Annotated in this window: 14 protein-coding genes; 4 read left to right on the forward strand and 10 right to left on the reverse strand. The window is 61.7% G+C overall.

The annotated features are described in order from the left end of the window. Positions 1-16 precede the first annotated feature (16 nt). The 4 genes from AADW18_RS03200 to AADW18_RS03215 form a co-directional block, all read right to left on the reverse strand. The gene (locus AADW18_RS03200; RefSeq protein WP_337341894.1) at positions 17-424 is read right to left on the reverse strand and encodes a DUF350 domain-containing protein; all 408 of its coding nucleotides are present in this window, start codon (positions 422-424) and stop codon (positions 17-19) included. Between the two features lie 292 nt (positions 425-716). Beyond that, on the reverse strand, positions 717-1,376 hold the full coding sequence (locus tag AADW18_RS03205; protein WP_337342113.1) for a DUF2491 family protein: 660 nt from the start codon (positions 1,374-1,376) through the stop codon (positions 717-719). A gap of 21 nt (positions 1,377-1,397) precedes the next feature. After that, positions 1,398-2,168, reverse strand: a complete 771-nt coding sequence (locus AADW18_RS03210) for a PspA/IM30 family protein (protein ID WP_337341895.1) — start codon at positions 2,166-2,168, stop codon at positions 1,398-1,400. Next, positions 2,165-2,581, reverse strand: a complete 417-nt coding sequence (locus AADW18_RS03215; RefSeq protein WP_337341896.1) for a DUF2170 family protein — start codon at positions 2,579-2,581, stop codon at positions 2,165-2,167. The genes AADW18_RS03210 and AADW18_RS03215 overlap by 4 nt, the downstream gene beginning before the upstream one ends. Before the next feature lie 346 nt (positions 2,582-2,927). Between AADW18_RS03215 and AADW18_RS03220 the strand changes: the two genes are divergently transcribed. Continuing rightward, on the forward strand, positions 2,928-3,428 hold the full coding sequence (locus AADW18_RS03220; RefSeq protein ID WP_337341897.1) for a hypothetical protein: 501 nt from the start codon (positions 2,928-2,930) through the stop codon (positions 3,426-3,428). Between the two features lie 312 nt (positions 3,429-3,740). Continuing rightward, a complete protein-coding gene (locus tag AADW18_RS03225) occupies positions 3,741-4,622 on the forward strand; it encodes an alpha/beta hydrolase (protein ID WP_337341898.1) in 882 nt (293 codons plus the stop codon). A 267-nt stretch (positions 4,623-4,889) separates the two neighbouring features. Here the strand turns inward: AADW18_RS03225 and AADW18_RS03230 are convergent, their stop codons facing one another. The 5 genes from AADW18_RS03230 to AADW18_RS03250 form a co-directional block, all read right to left on the reverse strand. Beyond that, the gene (locus AADW18_RS03230; RefSeq protein WP_337341899.1) at positions 4,890-5,588 is read right to left on the reverse strand and encodes a DUF6445 family protein; all 699 of its coding nucleotides are present in this window, start codon (positions 5,586-5,588) and stop codon (positions 4,890-4,892) included. A 3-nt stretch (positions 5,589-5,591) separates the two neighbouring features. Then, positions 5,592-7,178 carry a tryptophan halogenase family protein gene (locus tag AADW18_RS03235; RefSeq protein ID WP_337341900.1) on the reverse strand — a complete coding sequence of 529 codons (1,587 nt, stop codon included), beginning with the start codon at positions 7,176-7,178 and terminating at the stop codon, positions 5,592-5,594. Between the two features lie 14 nt (positions 7,179-7,192). Next, on the reverse strand, positions 7,193-8,215 hold the full coding sequence (locus AADW18_RS03240) for a cupin-like domain-containing protein (RefSeq protein ID WP_337341901.1): 1,023 nt from the start codon (positions 8,213-8,215) through the stop codon (positions 7,193-7,195). 5 nt (positions 8,216-8,220) lie between these two features. After that, on the reverse strand, positions 8,221-8,997 hold the full coding sequence (locus AADW18_RS03245; RefSeq protein WP_337341902.1) for a SapC family protein: 777 nt from the start codon (positions 8,995-8,997) through the stop codon (positions 8,221-8,223). Positions 8,998-9,152: 155 nt separating this feature from the next. Further along, complete coding sequence (locus AADW18_RS03250) at positions 9,153-12,359, reverse strand: TonB-dependent receptor (protein ID WP_337341903.1); 3,207 nt, start codon at positions 12,357-12,359, stop codon at positions 9,153-9,155. A 617-nt stretch (positions 12,360-12,976) separates the two neighbouring features. Here AADW18_RS03250 and AADW18_RS03255 point away from each other — a divergent pair. Continuing rightward, positions 12,977-14,107 (forward strand): LacI family DNA-binding transcriptional regulator, encoded by a 1,131-nt coding sequence (locus AADW18_RS03255; protein WP_337341904.1) that lies wholly within the window; start codon positions 12,977-12,979, stop codon positions 14,105-14,107. Positions 14,108-14,215: 108 nt separating this feature from the next. Here the strand turns inward: AADW18_RS03255 and AADW18_RS03260 are convergent, their stop codons facing one another. Then, complete coding sequence (locus AADW18_RS03260; protein ID WP_337341905.1) at positions 14,216-15,229, reverse strand: AraC family transcriptional regulator; 1,014 nt, start codon at positions 15,227-15,229, stop codon at positions 14,216-14,218. Between the two features lie 76 nt (positions 15,230-15,305). Here AADW18_RS03260 and AADW18_RS03265 point away from each other — a divergent pair, with 76 nt between their 5' ends. Continuing rightward, a complete protein-coding gene (locus AADW18_RS03265) occupies positions 15,306-16,544 on the forward strand; it encodes an MFS transporter (RefSeq protein ID WP_337341906.1) in 1,239 nt (412 codons plus the stop codon). The last annotated feature ends 144 nt before the right edge of the window (positions 16,545-16,688 follow it).

Raw genomic sequence — 16,688 nt, forward strand, 5'->3', positions numbered from 1 at the left:
TTCACAATGTGCCCGTTCATGGTGTGATCGCGGCCGCGTTGATCAGGCCGAGACTGATGGCAATGGCGGCGCTGAAGATGCCGGCGGACATCACGTTCTCGTCGATCTGGTTCGACAGCTTGCCGCTGGCGATGCGTGCGATCAGGAACGCGAGCACCTGCACGATCGCAGCCACCATGCCCCAGATCAGCGCGTCGAGCAGGCTTACCGAATGGCTGATGGCCGAATGGATGGGGAGCGCCAAACCGATCAGGCTACCCGCGAATGCGATCGCGGCGGAGCTATTGCCGGCGCGGATCAGCTTTATTTCGCTGTGCGGCGTCACCAACAGCACGATGGCCGCCGCCACGAACAGGACGGCCACGCCGGCGCCGAAGTAAGTCAGAAAGGCGAGAAAGCTTTCGAGGGTGATGGCCTGCTGCATGGGAATTCCTTGGAATGGACGGTCGGCGCGGATCGATAGATTCTAGCGTTGCACGAGCGCGGGGGGCAGAAAAAGCAAAAGCAAAATTCCTTATTAAACCTAGCGTCGAATCTCTGCTGCGCCTGTTGGGTGGGCTTCCTCATGACGTCATCCCGGCCAAAGCCGGGATGACAGTATTGGGGGTCCGCAAACTGACAGGCAGCTAAGATTCGACGCTAGTCAGGCTATTAACCCAGGCCTTCCCTGCTCACCACTTCAGTGCAGTTAGCAATTAACAGCCATCAGTGAAGTTTCAAGTAATGTCGATGTCGGCCGTGGTCAGGTCCATCCCCACCGAATAGGTGATGCTGAACTCGTTAGGGCCCGAATCCTCGGCGGACACCAGCAGAAATTCCTCGCGCGACAATTCCGGCACGTCGCGGCTGTAGAGCATTGCATAGTGGGTCAGGTCGTCGTCACGGCGCGCGGGCTCATGCCGGTACAGCACTTCGTCGTAGACCATCGCGGGAATGCGCTCGTCGCCAGCAGTGCTGTTGGAAACCCGCCACCAGCGATGGCCGGCATATTCGATGGACGCCGCACCCAGGTGGTCGCTTTCCATCACGAACTTGCGGAACGCGTCCTTGGTGGGCGGGTTCACCGTCTCATGGAATATGAAGCCTTTGATCACATCGACATCGTCGCCCACCGTACTGACCTGCAGGAATGCATCGTCATCCAGGTAGAAGCGATGCAGTGCATAGCCATCACCCAGGTTCACGTGGCCGTAGCACGGCACGCCCTGGTAGCCAGCCGGCAATTCTTCGGTCATCGCGCCGGGCGCGATGCTGTACAACGTGCGATCAAACTGAATGCGTCCACCGATGCGAAGCCCTAGCGGCAAGGCATGCGGCAGCGCATCCGGATGCGGCAAAGCGGCCGATGCGGCATTGGCTGGCGTGCGGCCCAGCAGCTTGTCGAAGAACCTCACTGGTTATTTGCGCTCGCCGAACAACGATTCGGCGGCCAGCAGCTTCTGCTGATCAGGCGTCGTCGCCGACGCATCGACGATCGTCGCCCTCTGCGGACCGCGCAGGCGCTCCAGGATGTTGTCGACATTGGCGGGGTCGTTCACCAGCCCCGCGTTCGCCAGCCGCGCCTGCAAGTCGCCATCGCCGGATTCATGCTCCAGCTGCTGGGCAGCTTCCATCCGCGCGCTCTGCTCTTCCTGGCGCTGCTTGATGCGTTCCAGCGAATCAAGCGCGGTGCCGATCTTGCTGTTGGCGCCGGAGTGGCGCGCGGCCACGGCGGACTGCGCACGCTGCACGGCCTCTGTGGCCTTGACCGTGTTGATCTGCTGCTTGAGCCGGGTGAGTTGTGTTTCGGTGTTGCGGATGGCGGTCTTCAGCGATGCGATGCTGGTGTCCAGCCCTTGCACGTTGGCGGCCTCACTCTGAAGGTCGCGCTCCACGTCGGAGAGCTTCACTGCTACTTCGCGCGCCAGGTTCTCGTCGCCCTTGGCCAGCGCGCCCTGCACATAGCCTTCGTACTCCTTGCGCTTGGCCAGCAGCGCGCTGCCGCGGTTGGCCGACAATTGGCGCTGTGCCATCACCCGGGTCAGCGCTTCCTTCGACTTGGCCAGCTCGGTGGCGCTGTCGCGCATTTCCTGGTCGAGGATGCGGATCGCGTTCTTGTCGACCACGGCCTGGCCGGCTTCCGTGGCCGTGCCGCGGAACAAGGTGAATATCTTGGACAGGATGCTCATGCTTTCACCAAAAAGGGCTTGAGGGATTCGATGGCGTCGATGGCGTTGACGCCCAGCGTGCGGATTTCCAGGACGATCTGCGTCTCGGTGGAATCGGCCGACAACTCGCCGAACACCACATAGACGTCCTGCCCGTCCACCGTACTCAGACCCAGGTTCGACAATGGATTGATGGGGTTCATGCGCAGGCAGGCGTCATTGAAGGCGGCGCGGTCCTGAACCTGCGCGCCCGTGACCAGCGGCGTGGACACGTAGATCTGGTCTTCACTGAGGACCAGGGTGATCTCCAGATCGCCGGCTTCGGCCAGCACCACTTGTAAGGCGTTCTCGGCATCTTCCAGCACGGCTACATTGGCGGCGCCGAAATTTTCGGCCAGCCGCTGCTGCAGTTGTTCAATGGTCCAGTGCGACATGGGTTTCCTTGTCTATACGGAGAAGAGCGGGCGCCGATTATGCGACACCCGGTGTTACAACCGGAAATGGGGCCGGGATGCGGGTTCAACAAGGCGCGTTGCCTGCTCTTTAGAGCACCCGCCTGGCCGATCCGGTTCGGCATCGGACACGGGCGGCTTCTTCCTCGCTTCACACAGAGCCCATTGCATCTTCACTCGCCTGACGGACGCTTGGCTCGGAGTCGGGTGAGCCAAGCGCAACTCCGGCCCAGGCTGCTCGAGCCGGATTGAATCCATAAGTGGAGGCAAGGCAATGATTAAAAATATGGAAAATCGCAGTCCGCGTGGGAGCCTTTGGAGCGTCGCGGTGTGGAGCCTCGCAGCGCTTCTATTGCTGTTGCCCGTGGCGGCGATGCAATTCACCGAAGAAGTCAATTGGGGCCCGGCCGACTTCATCATCTTCGGCGCCATGCTGCTGGCGGCCTGCGGCATTTACGAATTGGCAGCGCGGATGACCGGCAGCCGCGCGTATCGAGCCACCGTCGGGGTAGCGGTCGCGACCGCATTCATCTTGATCTGGATAAATCTGGCGGTAGGCATCATCGGGACCGAAGACAACCCGGCCAATCTGATGTTCGGCGGTGTGATCGCCATAGGGATCATCGGTGCTCTCATCGCCCGCTTCCAGCCGCAGGGCATGGCCCGCGCATTGCTCGCCACCGCAATCGCTCAGGCGTTGGCCGGCGTGATCGGGTCGGTCGCGGGATGGGGCGAAGAAGCCGTGGTACTGCCGATATTCTTCACTGCACTATGGCTCGCGTCGGCCTGGCTGTTTCGAAAGGCGGCACGAAGAGAGCAATTCAGGTAAAGCGCGAAAAGGTTATTGAAACCGCTCGCGCTTGTGTAGAGCCGAGCTTGCTTGGCTAACCGTCTCCGGAGCACGTACGCGAACAGCAGCGGAGCAAGCTCCGCTCTACGACAGGCGGCTATTCGCTATCGCCTGCCGTTGCGACGGCTCCATTGCCACTGACCCGGTGCTATCGCGGGGCGCAGCTCCGCTCTACGACAGGCGGCTATTCGCTATAGGATCCGAGCATCTTGGCTCCGCACCTCGCTTGGACACAATGTTCACGACCTGATTGCGCATCCTAAGCCCTGGCACGCACATAGGGCGACTTCGATGCGAAGCATTGGCGCTATCCACCACCGCTGGGCAGACATAGACGGCGTTCGAACCTTCTATCGGGAATGCGGCCCGGCCGATGCACCGGTTCTTCTGCTCCCGCATGGTTATCCCTGCTCGTCATATCAGTTCAGACGCCTTATGCCGGCTGTTTCCGAGCATTGGCGGACGTTGGCGCCGGATTATCCTGGGTTTGGCTACAGCGAAACCCCGGAGGAATTTCAGTACGACTTCGATGGCTATGGCCGCTTTCTGACCCACTTTGCGGAAGCGCTGGGCATCTCTCGCTATGTGATCTATCTGCACGACTATGGAACCTGGATTGGGTTGCGTTTAGCGATGTCGCGCCCTGATGTCGTCGCGGGTCTGATTATTCAGAACGGCGACCTCTATGAAGATGTGCTCGGCCCCAAGTACGAGACTCTGCGGAAGTTCTGGACCAACTCATCGGAAGAGACGCGCAAGCCCCTCAAGGACGCCATCAACGAGGAAGGCTTCCAGCACGAGTTCGTTGGCGAAGTAGATGCCGAAATAGCGGAAACCGTACCGCCAGATCTCTGGAAGCTACATTGGCCGCTCATGGATACGCCGAAGCGACGCTCCATCGCGCTGGGATTGATGGAACGCTGGAAAGCCAACGCCGATTTGTTTCCCAAGTTCCAAGCCTATCTGCGCGAGCACAAACCGCCCACGCTGATGGTGTGGGGTCCGGAAGATGGCTATATGCCCGCGACTTCCGCCAAGGCTTACTTGCGCGACCTGCCGGAAGCGGAGCTTCACCTGTTGGATGGCGCAGGCCATTGGCTTCTGGAAACGCATTTTGAACAGGCGCTGCCGCTGATCAGGACTTTCTTGGGTCGGGTTCGGGTGCGGGGATGAGATCGGCATTGCGCTTCGCGTAGAGCCGAGCTTGCTCGGCTGCTCTTCGAGCCAGGCGCGCAACGTGGAAAGCACAGAGCAAAAACAGCGGAGCAAGCTCCGCTCTACGTCACCGATTGGCTATATGGCACGACCGTAATGTTGATTGACACCCATCATGGCAGCGGAGTCGGCAAGCATCTTTGTAGGAGCGACGTAAGTCGCGATGAAGCTGTACCGGTACAGCTTCATCGCGACTTACGTCGCTCCTACAAAGAATCAATGGAATCAATCCAGCACATCGATAAAGCTGTTGATCGACAGCCGTCCTCTCAACGGATCGGCCGGCGGGACATGGCCGCCATTGACGCTGCCGCTGTGCAGCGAGTTGCGCCGGTACACGGCCATGCGGTTATAGACGCCGTCGACCCGGCCAATCTGCTCGAACAACGCGGTATCGCCATCGATGTAACCGGCTTCCGGCGCGTCCGTGCCTTGGCTCTCCTGTTCGAGACGAGCGAAATACGTATCGCGCCGTGCCTCGTCAACATATTCGTAGCCGGTACTGCGGTGCCGATAGAAGGCGGTACCGCCCCAGTCGTCGCGGAACAGGTAGTGCACCGTGGCCAGGCCATTACCGGCTACCGAGTCGATATGCGGCACCCGCTGCAGGAACGCCAGCCGTTCCGGTGGTGTCGTCAGCAGCGAGTAGTGGCACATCGGAAACTGGAAGCGACCTGGTTCCATCCCGAAGTGTTCGCGCACGAGCGGCCTCAGCAGCGCATCGAGGAAGTACTCGTACGATGCGGGCGCACGCGTGCGGACGCCTGGGAAATAAGCGCCCTGCACCGAGAAATGACTGCGCGCCGCTTTGTTCACCAGTTTCTCCGGCGCGGCTACCGCGTTGTCGATGACCAGCAGCGGTGCGCCCTCCGCACCGATGGCGAACTTGCTGATGCGCAGCCCGGGATGCCGTTCCAGCAGCATTGTCTAGCCTGCCGGCATGGATCGGCGCAGGTTCCAGACCGAAGGATCGGCAGGGCAGTAGCGCTTGAGGAAGTCCCCGTGCGACGGCATTGCGTTCACCATGCGGTCGATCGGGGCGCGGATGCCCTGGAACAGACGCGTCATGTCCGCATCGCCCAAGCCCCGCGTCAATGGATGATGCTCTCGCGGCATCACGCCCTGCCCCAGCATCACATGGGTCCACGAGTCCAGCCGGAACAGCTCGTCCTCGCCCTGCCAGGCATAGGCGGTGTCGCGGAACACGGCAATGCGCTGGGCCAAGGAATCAGGCAGCTTCATCTCGCGGCAGTCGCGCCACAGCGGTTCGTCGCGCTGATTGAGATGGTAATGCATGATGATGAAGTCGCGCACATGCTCCAGTTCGTCGCGGCTGACATCGTTGTAGCGGTCGACGATCGAATCGTCGATGCCGGCGAAGGGGAACATCTGCACCAGTCGCGTCACCGCGCTCAGGGTCAGGTGGATGCTGGTCGACTCCAGCGGCTCGATGAAGCTGCTGGCCAGGCCAAGCGAAACCACATTCTTGTTCCAGGCCTTGAGCCTGCGGCCGGTGCGGAACGACACCACCCACGGCTCGCGGACCATCGGAGCGTTGTTGTTGGCAGCCTTGAGCTTAGCCGCGGCTTCGTCGTCAGACATGTGCGCACTGGAGAATACCCAGCCGCAACCAACCCGGTGCTGCAGGGCGATGTGCCAGCGCCAGCCCGCTTCATGAGCGATCGCGCGGGTATAGGGCACCGGCTGCTCATCCGTTTCGATCTGCATCGCCACGGCGCGGTTGCACGGCAGCCAGTTGTTCCAGTCCTCGTAGCCCGTCTTGAGGGTCTGCTCGATCAGCAGGCCACGGAAACCGGTGCAGTCGATGAACAGGTCGCCTTCGACGACCTGTCCGTCCTCCAGCACCAGTGCCTGGACGTAGCCGCTCTCCGGGTCCTGTCGCACTTCGCGGATCTTGCCTTCAATGCGGATCAGGCCGCGACCTTCGCACTTGCGGCGCAGGAAGGCGGCGTACAGCGCCGCGTCGAAATGGTAGGCGTAGCTGACGTCGGCGCGCTCCATCGAGGTCGGCGACTGGACCCAGCGCATCGACCACTGCTGGGCGCTGGCGCCGTCCTTGTCGAACAGTGCGAAGCGCTTCGCCCGCGCGGCGACGGTCTCCAGGCAGTAGTCGCCCAATTCGGACTTCATGCCCCGGCGCCGGCTTTCCAGCCAGAACTGGTGGAAGTCGCACGACCAAGTGTTCATGCCGGTAGTGCCGAACGGATGGAAGTAGTGATCGCCTTGATGCTTCCAGTTCTCGAACGAGATCGCCAGCTTGAAGCTGCCGGCTACGGAACTGAGGAACTCGCGCTCGTCTATCTGCAGCAGTTTGTGGAAGGTGCGGATCGTGGGGATGGTCGATTCGCCCACGCCGACCGTGCCGATCTGTTCGGACTCCACCAAGGTGATGTCAAGCAAGTCGCGGAACTGGTGAGTCAACGCGCACGCGGCCACCCAGCCCGCGGTGCCTCCACCGGTGATCACGACTTTGCGGATTTTCTTCTCGCTCATGGTTCCCCTATCTCTCAGCGGTTCAATTTGTTTATCAGCATCGCGCGCAATTGCCGCGCCAGCGTTTCGTCGATCGGGCCCAGCACCTTTCGCGCCTGCGGCGGCAGGTGTTCGCCGGCGCGCTGCGCATCGCCGAACACGTAGTAGTCGAATATCGCTCGCCAAGCCTGTTTTTCACTTTCAGGCCGGTCACGTAGCGACCAAAGCGCATGGTAAAGCGCATGCGTCGGCGCCGGAATGTACGCCGGTGCACCGTTCCACCAATAATTGACCAATACGTTGAACGGCTCCAGCCCCTGCACGTGGTGCCACCACAGGTTGGGGATGAAAATCGCATCGCCTGGTTCCAACACCGCTGTTTGCGCCGCTGCCAAGGCGTCGCGGAAACGCGGGTAACGTTCGAAATCCGGATGGGCGAAATCAACCACGCTGACCACCTGCCCGCCCGGCGTCGGCTCCAGCGGCCCGGGATACAGATTCGCGACCTGCTCCGGCGGAAACACGGTGAAGCGGCGGCTGCCGACAGCGCAACAGGCAATGTTCTCCATCGCATCGTAGTGGCACGAGGCAGTGACCCGATTGCCGATCCAGATGCTCGGCGGCGCGTGGATGTTATGCGCGGCGAAGTCGAAATCGTTCTGCGCGCGGAAGCCCGGCAGGCGCGTGTCGACCAGCAGCGAAGCCACGTAGTATGTCGGCGGTTGTGCATCGCCGGTGTGCTCGGCGATCGCATCGAGCACCTCGCCCAGCGGACTGCGCCGCACCTCGATGTTCAACGCAGTGAAGTCATCGTTGTAGAAGGGCCGTCCGGCGATCTCCGGGCTGCCGTATGAATAGGTCACTGGCTGGCCGTTGTAATGGCGACGCAGATAATTCATTGCCTCGGCCATGCCGCGCTGGCCAGCCTGGACCAGGCCCCAGTCGCGGGCCACGCCACGTAAAACGGTGGGCTGACCGGCGGCGAGCAGTTCTTCCAGCGGCAACGCACCGGGCTGGCAGTCCGTCAACTCACGCACGCTGGCGATTGCGTCGACCATCGTGATCAGGCCGCCGCGGCTTCCTGCAGGCGCAAGCGGCGCTGCTTTTCCGCCATCAGCCGGCGCAGGTTGTGCGTTGATGCGAGGATCAGGTACGCACCCTCAAGGAAACCGCTGCGGTGCAGGCGGTGCAGCGCTTCGGCATCGAGCGCAGCCAGGCGGTCGCGGTCGATGCCGTGCAGTCCGGTGAGGTTGGCGCCGTGTTCTTCGTCGAATTTCAGTTCGATGTTCATTGGCTGGATCAGGCCCAGTTCGTCGAATGCGGCGAAGATAGCCTTGCTGGCTTCCGCGCCATCGCGGATGCCACGCAGCACGGCGGTGATGTGTTCCAGGTAGGGACTGTTGCCACCGTGCGGCAGGAAGACAGCTTGCGAAGCCCCCGCCAGGGCGGCCTCCGCCTCGCTTTCTCCGCTGCGGATACGCGGGTGATCCATGTCGACGTGTATCACCGGCTCACTGCGCAGTTCACCGTCGATATTTTGTTGTTGGAAACCGATCAGGAACGGCCCGCGCGCGACATAGCCGGGCAAGTAGTTCGCGTTCCAGCGGCCATCGTGCAAGAACAGGTTTTCGTTGGACTCGAAACCCAGCAGCGCGACCGCCTGCCAGTCGCCACTGTTGGAATCCTTGCGCAGGAAGATTGGATATTCTCGCTGCAGCTCAGCGAATTCGGTTGGGAAGGCGGGCACCAGGCCGACCTCGTCGCCGTATTCGCGGCCGAAGCGGGTAACGATGCGTAGATCCTTGTGGGTGACGTTGTTCAGCAGTTCGTAGCGGGGCATGTCGACTCTGGGCGCGTGGTGTTCGCAGCGATGTTATGCGCTTTCGGGGCGAAGGCGAAGGCAAAGATTCAACTGGCACGCCCGAAAGAAAAACGGGACCGCTGCTTGCGCAGCGGCCCCGATGCGGCGCCGGCCTGGGAACCGGCGCGGCAGGCTTAGAACGTGTAGCGCAGACCCAGCATGTAGCGCGCCGAGTTGTCGACCAGTCGGACCATCTGGTTCTTGGTTCGGGCATGCCAGCGCGTGTCCTCCCCCGTCAGGTTGATGGCTTCGAACGACACGGAAATATTGTCGTTGAACTTGTATCCGACGCTCAGATCGAACTGGTCATATGCCTCGACGAAGTACGGGTTGCGATTGTTGCCGTTCTGGTTGGCGGCAAGCAGGTACTCGTCGCGCCAGTTCCACGCCAATCGGGCCGACCAACCGTACTTCTCATACATCAGCACGGCGTTGGCGGTGTCGCTCAGGCCCGTCAGCGCGAACTGATCCGAACCCGGATCGCCCGCCCGGTTGATGCCCACATCACCCTGGACGATGGTGTAGTTGGCCAGAACGCCGAAGCCGGTGTCGCCGAAGAAGTACTGACCTCCGATTTCCCAGCCATGCAGTTTGGCGGCACGCTGGTTGAACGGCTTGTTCACGTCGAACATGTACAGCGGGTCGTCGGCTTCGCCGCGGATGTCGAAACGCGACTCCATGTCGATGACCTGCGTGTTGCTGCCGTCGTAGGCCGCCAGTCCGCCGGTCGCGCCGGCATTGCGCAGCATCGCCAGGGCAGTGAACAGCGTGGTGTAGTTTCCTGCGCAGCCTTCTGCCACGTCCTGCCCTGCCGCTGTGACTTGGTCCTGGCAGGCCTGGCTTTCGAGGAACGCCAATGCCGCTTGCGCATCCGGCCCGGAGGTCGGATCGGTGATGCCGTACAGGTTCTCGCGCACAACAGTGTTACCGATGAAGTTCTTGACCTCCTTGTGCCAGTAAGTCACCGAGACATAGCTGGACGGTGCGAAATACCACTCTACGCCCAGATCCAGGTTGTCCGACTCCAACGGCAACAGGCTTGGGTTCTGTGCTTCGCCGGTCGCGCGGAAGGATTCGCCGAACAGGACCGAGCCGCCGGGAGCGCCTGGGTTCGGGCCGGCATACAGGTTTCCGTAGGGTGCGCGGGCAATGGTCTTGCCGTACGACGCACGGGCCTTGATGTCGTCGGTGAAGTCGATGCTGAAGTCCAGGTTCGGCAGCACGTAGCTGTAGCTGGCCTTTTCGCTGAACGGCATCTGTTCCTCAGTACGCTCGATCACGAAGTCGTTGTTGGACATCCAACGGATGGCGCCCGGCACTTGGATGAGCGAGGTCGATTCCACATCGGTCCTCTCATAGCGCACGCCCATGACGGTGTTCGTCGGGAAGCCGGCCAGCGTGCCGTCCTGTTCCCACTGGATGTAGACCGAGTCGGTCTTCTCCTCGATCAGGTTGTTGTTGTCGTACGTCGAATGCACCCTAGAACTGATGCTGTCGCATTCCGGCCAGACCGCTGGCGCGGTGCCGTTGGCGCATGCCTGTTCGGCCCACACGGCCAGCTGGCTGGCGTTGCCGTGCCAAGCGTTACTGCTGGCGGTGTTGAAGTCCTTGAACTGGTCGGTGATGCTCATCTGCCGCAACAGCGCGGTCATGCCCGGCACCTGCCCGGCATCGTCCACCCCCCAGTTACCTAGGGTCATCAGATGGGCGTGACCGTCGACGTTCAACCGCCGCATCGACGACTTCGTCGAAGCGACGCCGAACTGGAAGCGACCGTCGTCGAAAACGAACTCGCCGTCTACGCGGCCTTCCTTGACCTCGCTGTCCTGGCGGGTCGACCAGATGCGCAGGATCTGCGAGCCCAGCTGTTCGGGTGCGAAATCCGGATTGACCACGCCGTTGGTATTGGCCAGCGCGTCGGCGCTGGTCGGGTACAGGGTACGCGCCATGATCGGCAGGCTACTGTTGAACCAGTACTCCTGCGCCCAGTTGTTGTTCACCCTGTCTGGCGCCAGGCCGGCCAGGCTGAAGGCAGTCGAGCTGCCACCGGTGATCGGGTCGTTCGGACGGCTGCGCACCTTGGTGTTGTGCGCGTCGAAGGTCAGCGAGAAACGGTCATTGACGTCCCAGCGGGCGTTCAGACCCAGCGATCCCAGTGTGTACTTCTGCTCGTCGCGCTGCTGCTCGAAGCCGAAGTCCTTGGCGCTGCCGGCGATATCGCGGATGTAGACCGGCGTGGCCACCTGGGTATTTCCATCGAAGGTCACGTGCGAGAGGCTGTTCTGCAGCCACATCGTCTGCTCGCCGCGGTTCTGGGAAATCTCGTTGGTCGAGTAGGTGTAGTCCAGGGTGAAGGCGAACGCGTCGGTTGGCGCGAACTGCACTACCGCCTGGCCGTTCACACGCTCACGCTCGAAATCCTGGAACGCGTAACGCAGGTCGTTGGGCATGCTGTAGAGCTGGCCGATCTGCGGCGCATTCTCTACCACGGCACCCGGACGCAGGCGCGAGTCGGTGCCGGTCCAGCGTGCGACGTTCCAGCCATTCTCCGTTGCCTGCACCGAACCGCCACGGCGCTTCTGGTAGCTGGCGTTGACGCCGATGCCCCAGGTCTTGTCCGCGTTGGCGTAGCTGAAGATGCCGGATATTTCGGGTGTGATGCTGCTGTCGAATATCTGCGAGTCGTCGGAAACAGCCTTGACGCCGGCGTTCGCCACCACCTCGCCACCCGGGAAGTTGAACGGTCGCGCGGTCAGGATGTCGACCGTGGCGCCGATGCCGCCGCTGGGCACACTGGCGCGGCCGGTCTTGTACACCGTGACGCCGTTGACCGCTTCGGCAGCCAACTGTGCGAAGTTGAAGCCGCGGGTACCCGAACCGACGCCGCCGACTTCCAGGCCGCCGCCGGCGAAGCCGTCCGCACCAGGAATCTGACGACCGTTGAGGGTGACCAGGTTGTAGCCAGGGCCGAAGCCGCGCGCGGTCACCTGCGCGCCTTCACCATCGCGGCGCTCGATCGAGATACCGGTGATGCGTTGCAGCGACTCGGCCAGATTGGTGTCGGGGAACTTGCCGATGTCCTCGGCGGAGATCGCATCGACAACGCCCGCCGAGTCGCGCTTGATGTTCATTGCATGGTCAAGGCTGGAGCGTATGCCGGTGACCACGACGGTATCCAGCGTCGTCGCGTCAGACGACGTCGACGCGGGCTGGTTTTGGCTCTGAACAGCAGGCGTGCTTTGAGTCGATGTGTCCTGCGCAAAAGCCGGGTTGATGATCAGCACACCACCCACAAAAGTGAAAATGGCTTTCGACTTGAATTTCATCCGCTTACGACTCATCAGCATGTCCTCAGGTCTGGAATTGAATGGCCGGCGTCATTGCCGGCATATGACGTGGTTTGATACGGCGCGGCTTGGTACACCAACCGGCGTTCAACCGCCGCTGGTGCCAAGGCAATTCTCGGTGTGTGGCAACTGCTCCCTCTCATCTACCCTCCCCTCTCATTCGATCGATAAACAAATCGCCCTCCCCCAGGGCACCCCGCAGGCCGCAGCCCACTCGCTTCCAAAACCGGACGCTTGGACACGCCCGCTACCGCATACCCGGCTCCCGACAGAGTCCCGGCAAATCAAAACTCGTGTGCCTGGCGGCGCTTCCAGCGAACCTCCCAATGGACGACCGTGCCAAAATGTTTGCTTAACTTGGTAGCGCTAACATTAAGTTAATGCAGCCTAATCACGCGTGCCCCAGCTTGTCACCATGCAGTGCAGCAGAAAACGTTCTCACACGTGAAAGGGTCGTGCCAGGCATATTCAGTCCTCAGCCCCGGTGGACTTCATACCACTACCAAGCTCGCGTATGCGCAGGTATTTGCATGTAGTTGCAGTTCGTATTGCGCGTTACTGTTTCACCTGAAAACTTAGGTCGAAAATGCGCTACCAATGCAAGACCAACATTGGAGGATTCGATGAAATCAGTCCGCAGGAAAGGACGCGCGGTCACGATCGACGAAGTGGCTTCGCAGGCTGGCGTATCGCCGATGACGGTTTCACGCGTGGTCAATGGGCAGGGTGTGGTGCGGGACGCGACCAAGGAACGCGTCATGCGCGCCGTGCACGAGCTCGGCTACAGGCCCAACCTGGCCGCCAGTTCGCTTGCTGCGGCGCAGCACACCTGCATAGCGCTGATCTACACCAATCCTAGTTCGACTTATCTTCGCGAGCTGTTGGTCGGCGCGCTCAGCGGTTCCGTGCGCACGGCCGCGCAACTGGTCATCGCCACCTGGGACAACCTGGATGCGTCTGCTCAACGCAATGCCGCGCGCCTGATGGCCAAGAGCGTGGCCGGCGTCATCCTGCCGCCGCCTCTGTGCGAATCAAAGGCAGTCGTCATGGAATTCGTCGATGCGGGTATTCCGGTGGTGTCCATTGCGTCGGGACGCTTCAGCAATGAAGTTTCCTGCGTGCGTATCGACGATTTTCACGCCAGCAAGGAAATCACCTCGCACCTGATTTCCAATGGGCATACGCGCATCGGTTACATCAAAGGCAATCCCAACCAGACGGCCAGTGCGGACCGCTACCAAGGCTTCCAGGCGGCGCTCAATGAAGCTGGTATTTCGCTGGATGAAGCGCTCGTCCAACAGGGTTACTACACCTACCGGTCGGGCTTGGAAGCGACCGAAAAACTGCTGTCGTTGCACCATCCGCCAACCGCCATTTTCGCCAGCAACGACGACATGGCGTCCGCAGTGGTGTCGGTCGCCCATCGGCAAGGCTTGGATGTGCCACGAGACCTGTCCGTCGTCGGCTTCGACAACACTTCCGCCGCCACCATGGTGTGGCCGGAACTCACCACGATTCATCAGCCGATCGCTTCCATGGCCGACACCGCCATCGACATCCTGCTGCGCGCCATTCGCCGCAAAGACGGAAGCACCCAGGTCGTCGTCAACCACGTGGTGCCACATCAACTCGTCACGCGCGATTCCGTGGCGCCGTTGGTGCCAATGAAATCGATCAGACAAGTAGCCCGGGTAAGGCCAAAGGCTGCACCGCGCCCCGATAGGCACTCAGCGCCGCGATGAAGAACGCGCCGCAGCGCGACCAGATGGCAAACAACCGTATCGCGCCCGGAAACGTTTCTCTTCCCCGTAGAGCGCCCCGGATGCGCTTCGCTTATCCGGGCTACCGCGCTACGTCGCTCTTGCAATGACTTGCATGCGCGACTTGTCGGCGCGAACCGCGCTCGGCGGCTGGCCGATAATCCGCTTGAACGCGCGACTGAATGACGCTTCCGAGTCGTAGCCCAACCGATTCGCGACCACGCTGATGCGCATCCCTTCTTGGGCGATCCAACGTCTCGCCTGGAACATTTTCACTTTGGTCACGTACTTGGCGGGGCTCTCACCAAGAATGCGAGTAAAGGCCTCGGCAAAACTCGATCGCGAGGCGCCCATCAGCTCGGCCAGCGCAGGTATCGTCCAATCTTGCTGAGGATCCGCATGGATCGCCGCGATGACCTTGCCGATCTTTGGGCAATGCACTGCGGCGATCCACCCGGTGGAGTCGCTGCAACCGCACTCCACCCAGGCGCGGATGATGCTGGCCGCCAGCACGTCCGCCAGTCGCGCCAAGATGCTGCAGGCACCGATGCGCTTGAGCGAAACTTCGCGCTCCATCGCTTCCAGCAACATGGGTACGGTGGGGTCGCGATTGGCCAGATCGCCGGCGCGCATCACGTCCGGCATCATCACAAGCAATGGATGCAACGGGTCCAGGTTGAAACGCATGGCGCCGCAGAATATGACGCTGTGCGCGGCAGACGCATCGTCGTCGCGAACATCGCCTCGTACCAGGTAGATGTTTTCCGACACAGGAACGCGGCTCAACGTATCGATATCCACCGCCGGCAAGTCGGGGGCGCTGGCCAGAATATGAGAGCTGCCGCGAGGTAGCAGTACGGCGTCGCCGCGCTTCAGATGCATCCAATCGGATGATGGCGTACGCAGCCAGCAGTCTCCTTCGGCAACAAAGTGGAAGCGCGCCTCCTCCTTGGCGGGGAACGCGATCGCCCAGGGCGCACGCATCTGGCAGCGGCCGTACTCCACGCCGTCCAGGCGCAGCCCCAGCAGCACCTGGGTCAGCGTGTCGGCGCCTGAGGGATTCGTGGCGGGCGCCAGCGTCAATTCGGACGAATGAGCAAGCATTTCGGTATATCCGGCATGGAAACGCCGATATCTTACCCCTACTCTACGGGTCCAATTCAACCTTTCCCTATCCCCCATGTCCTCCACTACCTGCCTCGACTGCCCTGCTGCCGGCGCCCTGCCGGCAGCAGCCAAATGGCCCGCCGTGGTCTCGCTCGCGCTGGGCGTGTTCGGGCTGGTGACGGCCGAGTTCCTGCCCGCCAGCTTGCTGACCGCGATGGCCGCCGACCTGTCCATCACCGAAGGTGTCGCCGGCCAGACCGTCACCGCCACCGCCTTGATCGGCGCTATCGCCGCACCATCCATTCCGTTGCTCACGCGGCGCATCAATCGAAAGTACGTGATGGTCCTGCTGACGCTGCTGTTGGTGCTGTCGAATGCGTTGGCGGCCACGGCCGACAGCCTGTGGACGCTACTCGTCGCGCGCGTGTTGCTGGGTGTCGCGCTGGGCGGGTTCTGGTCGATGGCGGCGGCACTGGCGATGCGGCTGGTACCAGAACATCAGTTCCCGCGAGCAATGTCGTTGATCCTGACCGGCGTTTCCGTGGCGACGGTTTGCGCGGCGCCGATAGGTGCATGGATGGGAGAACTATGGGGCTGGCGCAGCGCGTTCATCGCCGCGGGCGCGGTCAGCTTGATCACGCTGGTAAGCCAACTGTTCACGCTGCCGTCGCTGCCTCCCATCGCCAATCCCAACTTGCGCGTGCTGGGTGAACTATTGACCCGCCCCGGCGTCCGCATGGCGCTACTGGCCGTGCTGTTGCTGATCTCCGGTCACTTCGCGGGGTTCACCTACATCCGTCCGCTGATGGAGAACGTCACTCAGCTGTCGGTCGGTGCTATCTCGGCCATTCTGCTTGGCTATGGCATCGGCGGATTCTTCGGCAACTTCGTCGGCGGTTACATCGCCGGACGCAGCGAGCGCTACGCCATCGTATTCGGCGGCACGTTGATCGCGCTGCTGGCCGCCAGTCTGCTGCTGGCCGGCCACTCCGCCATCGTCACGGCAATCGCCATCGTGCTTTGGGGCTTCGCCTTCGGCGCTTTCCCAGTCGGTTTTCAGATCTGGATTGCGCGCGCGGCACCTGATCAGGCCGAAGGTGCTGGCGGATTGCTGGTAGCAGCGTTCCAGGTCGCCATCGCCACCGGTGCCATTGGCGGTGGCCTATTGGTCGACAGCATCGGGGCGCTCGGTGGCCCGATCTTCGCGGTGATCACCATGACGCTGGGCACGTTGCTGGCACTACGGTATGGCCCGCGGCCGGCAACTGCCGACGTTGAAGATGAGCTGGCGCCTGAGCAAGCAAGTAACTGAAGAAAAACATAGGTTGGGCGCAAGCCAACCGAGCGGAAATCGCTGTACTCCATGGCGGCGGGCTTGAGCCCGCCCTATGAGTTACTGCTTTTGCCCCCTTTTTAAAAGGGGGCTACGGGGGATTTGCTTTTGCTTTCAAAAAGA

This window comes from Pseudoxanthomonas sp. CCNWLY206-1, from assembly GCF_039710385.1.
Classification (GTDB): Bacteria; Pseudomonadota; Gammaproteobacteria; order Xanthomonadales; family Xanthomonadaceae; genus Pseudoxanthomonas_A.

What these genes read in the sequence shown, in the direction of transcription:
- AADW18_RS03200 (WP_337341894.1), bottom strand. Translation starts at nt 424, where the DNA reads ATGCAGCAGGCCATCACCCTCGAAAGCTTTCTCGCCTTTCTGACTTAC.
- AADW18_RS03210 (WP_337341895.1), bottom strand. Translation starts at nt 2,168, where the DNA reads ATGAGCATCCTGTCCAAGATATTCACCTTGTTCCGCGGCACGGCCACG.
- AADW18_RS03215 (WP_337341896.1), bottom strand. Translation starts at nt 2,581, where the DNA reads ATGTCGCACTGGACCATTGAACAACTGCAGCAGCGGCTGGCCGAAAAT.
- AADW18_RS03225 (WP_337341898.1), top strand. Translation starts at nt 3,741, where the DNA reads ATGCGAAGCATTGGCGCTATCCACCACCGCTGGGCAGACATAGACGGC.
- AADW18_RS03230 (WP_337341899.1), bottom strand. Translation starts at nt 5,588, where the DNA reads ATGCTGCTGGAACGGCATCCCGGGCTGCGCATCAGCAAGTTCGCCATC.
- AADW18_RS03235 (WP_337341900.1), bottom strand. Translation starts at nt 7,178, where the DNA reads ATGAGCGAGAAGAAAATCCGCAAAGTCGTGATCACCGGTGGAGGCACC.
- AADW18_RS03240 (WP_337341901.1), bottom strand. Translation starts at nt 8,215, where the DNA reads ATGGTCGACGCAATCGCCAGCGTGCGTGAGTTGACGGACTGCCAGCCC.
- AADW18_RS03245 (WP_337341902.1), bottom strand. Translation starts at nt 8,997, where the DNA reads ATGCCCCGCTACGAACTGCTGAACAACGTCACCCACAAGGATCTACGC.
- AADW18_RS03250 (WP_337341903.1), bottom strand. Translation starts at nt 12,359, where the DNA reads ATGAGTCGTAAGCGGATGAAATTCAAGTCGAAAGCCATTTTCACTTTT.
- AADW18_RS03260 (WP_337341905.1), bottom strand. Translation starts at nt 15,229, where the DNA reads ATGCTTGCTCATTCGTCCGAATTGACGCTGGCGCCCGCCACGAATCCC.
- AADW18_RS03265 (WP_337341906.1), top strand. Translation starts at nt 15,306, where the DNA reads ATGTCCTCCACTACCTGCCTCGACTGCCCTGCTGCCGGCGCCCTGCCG.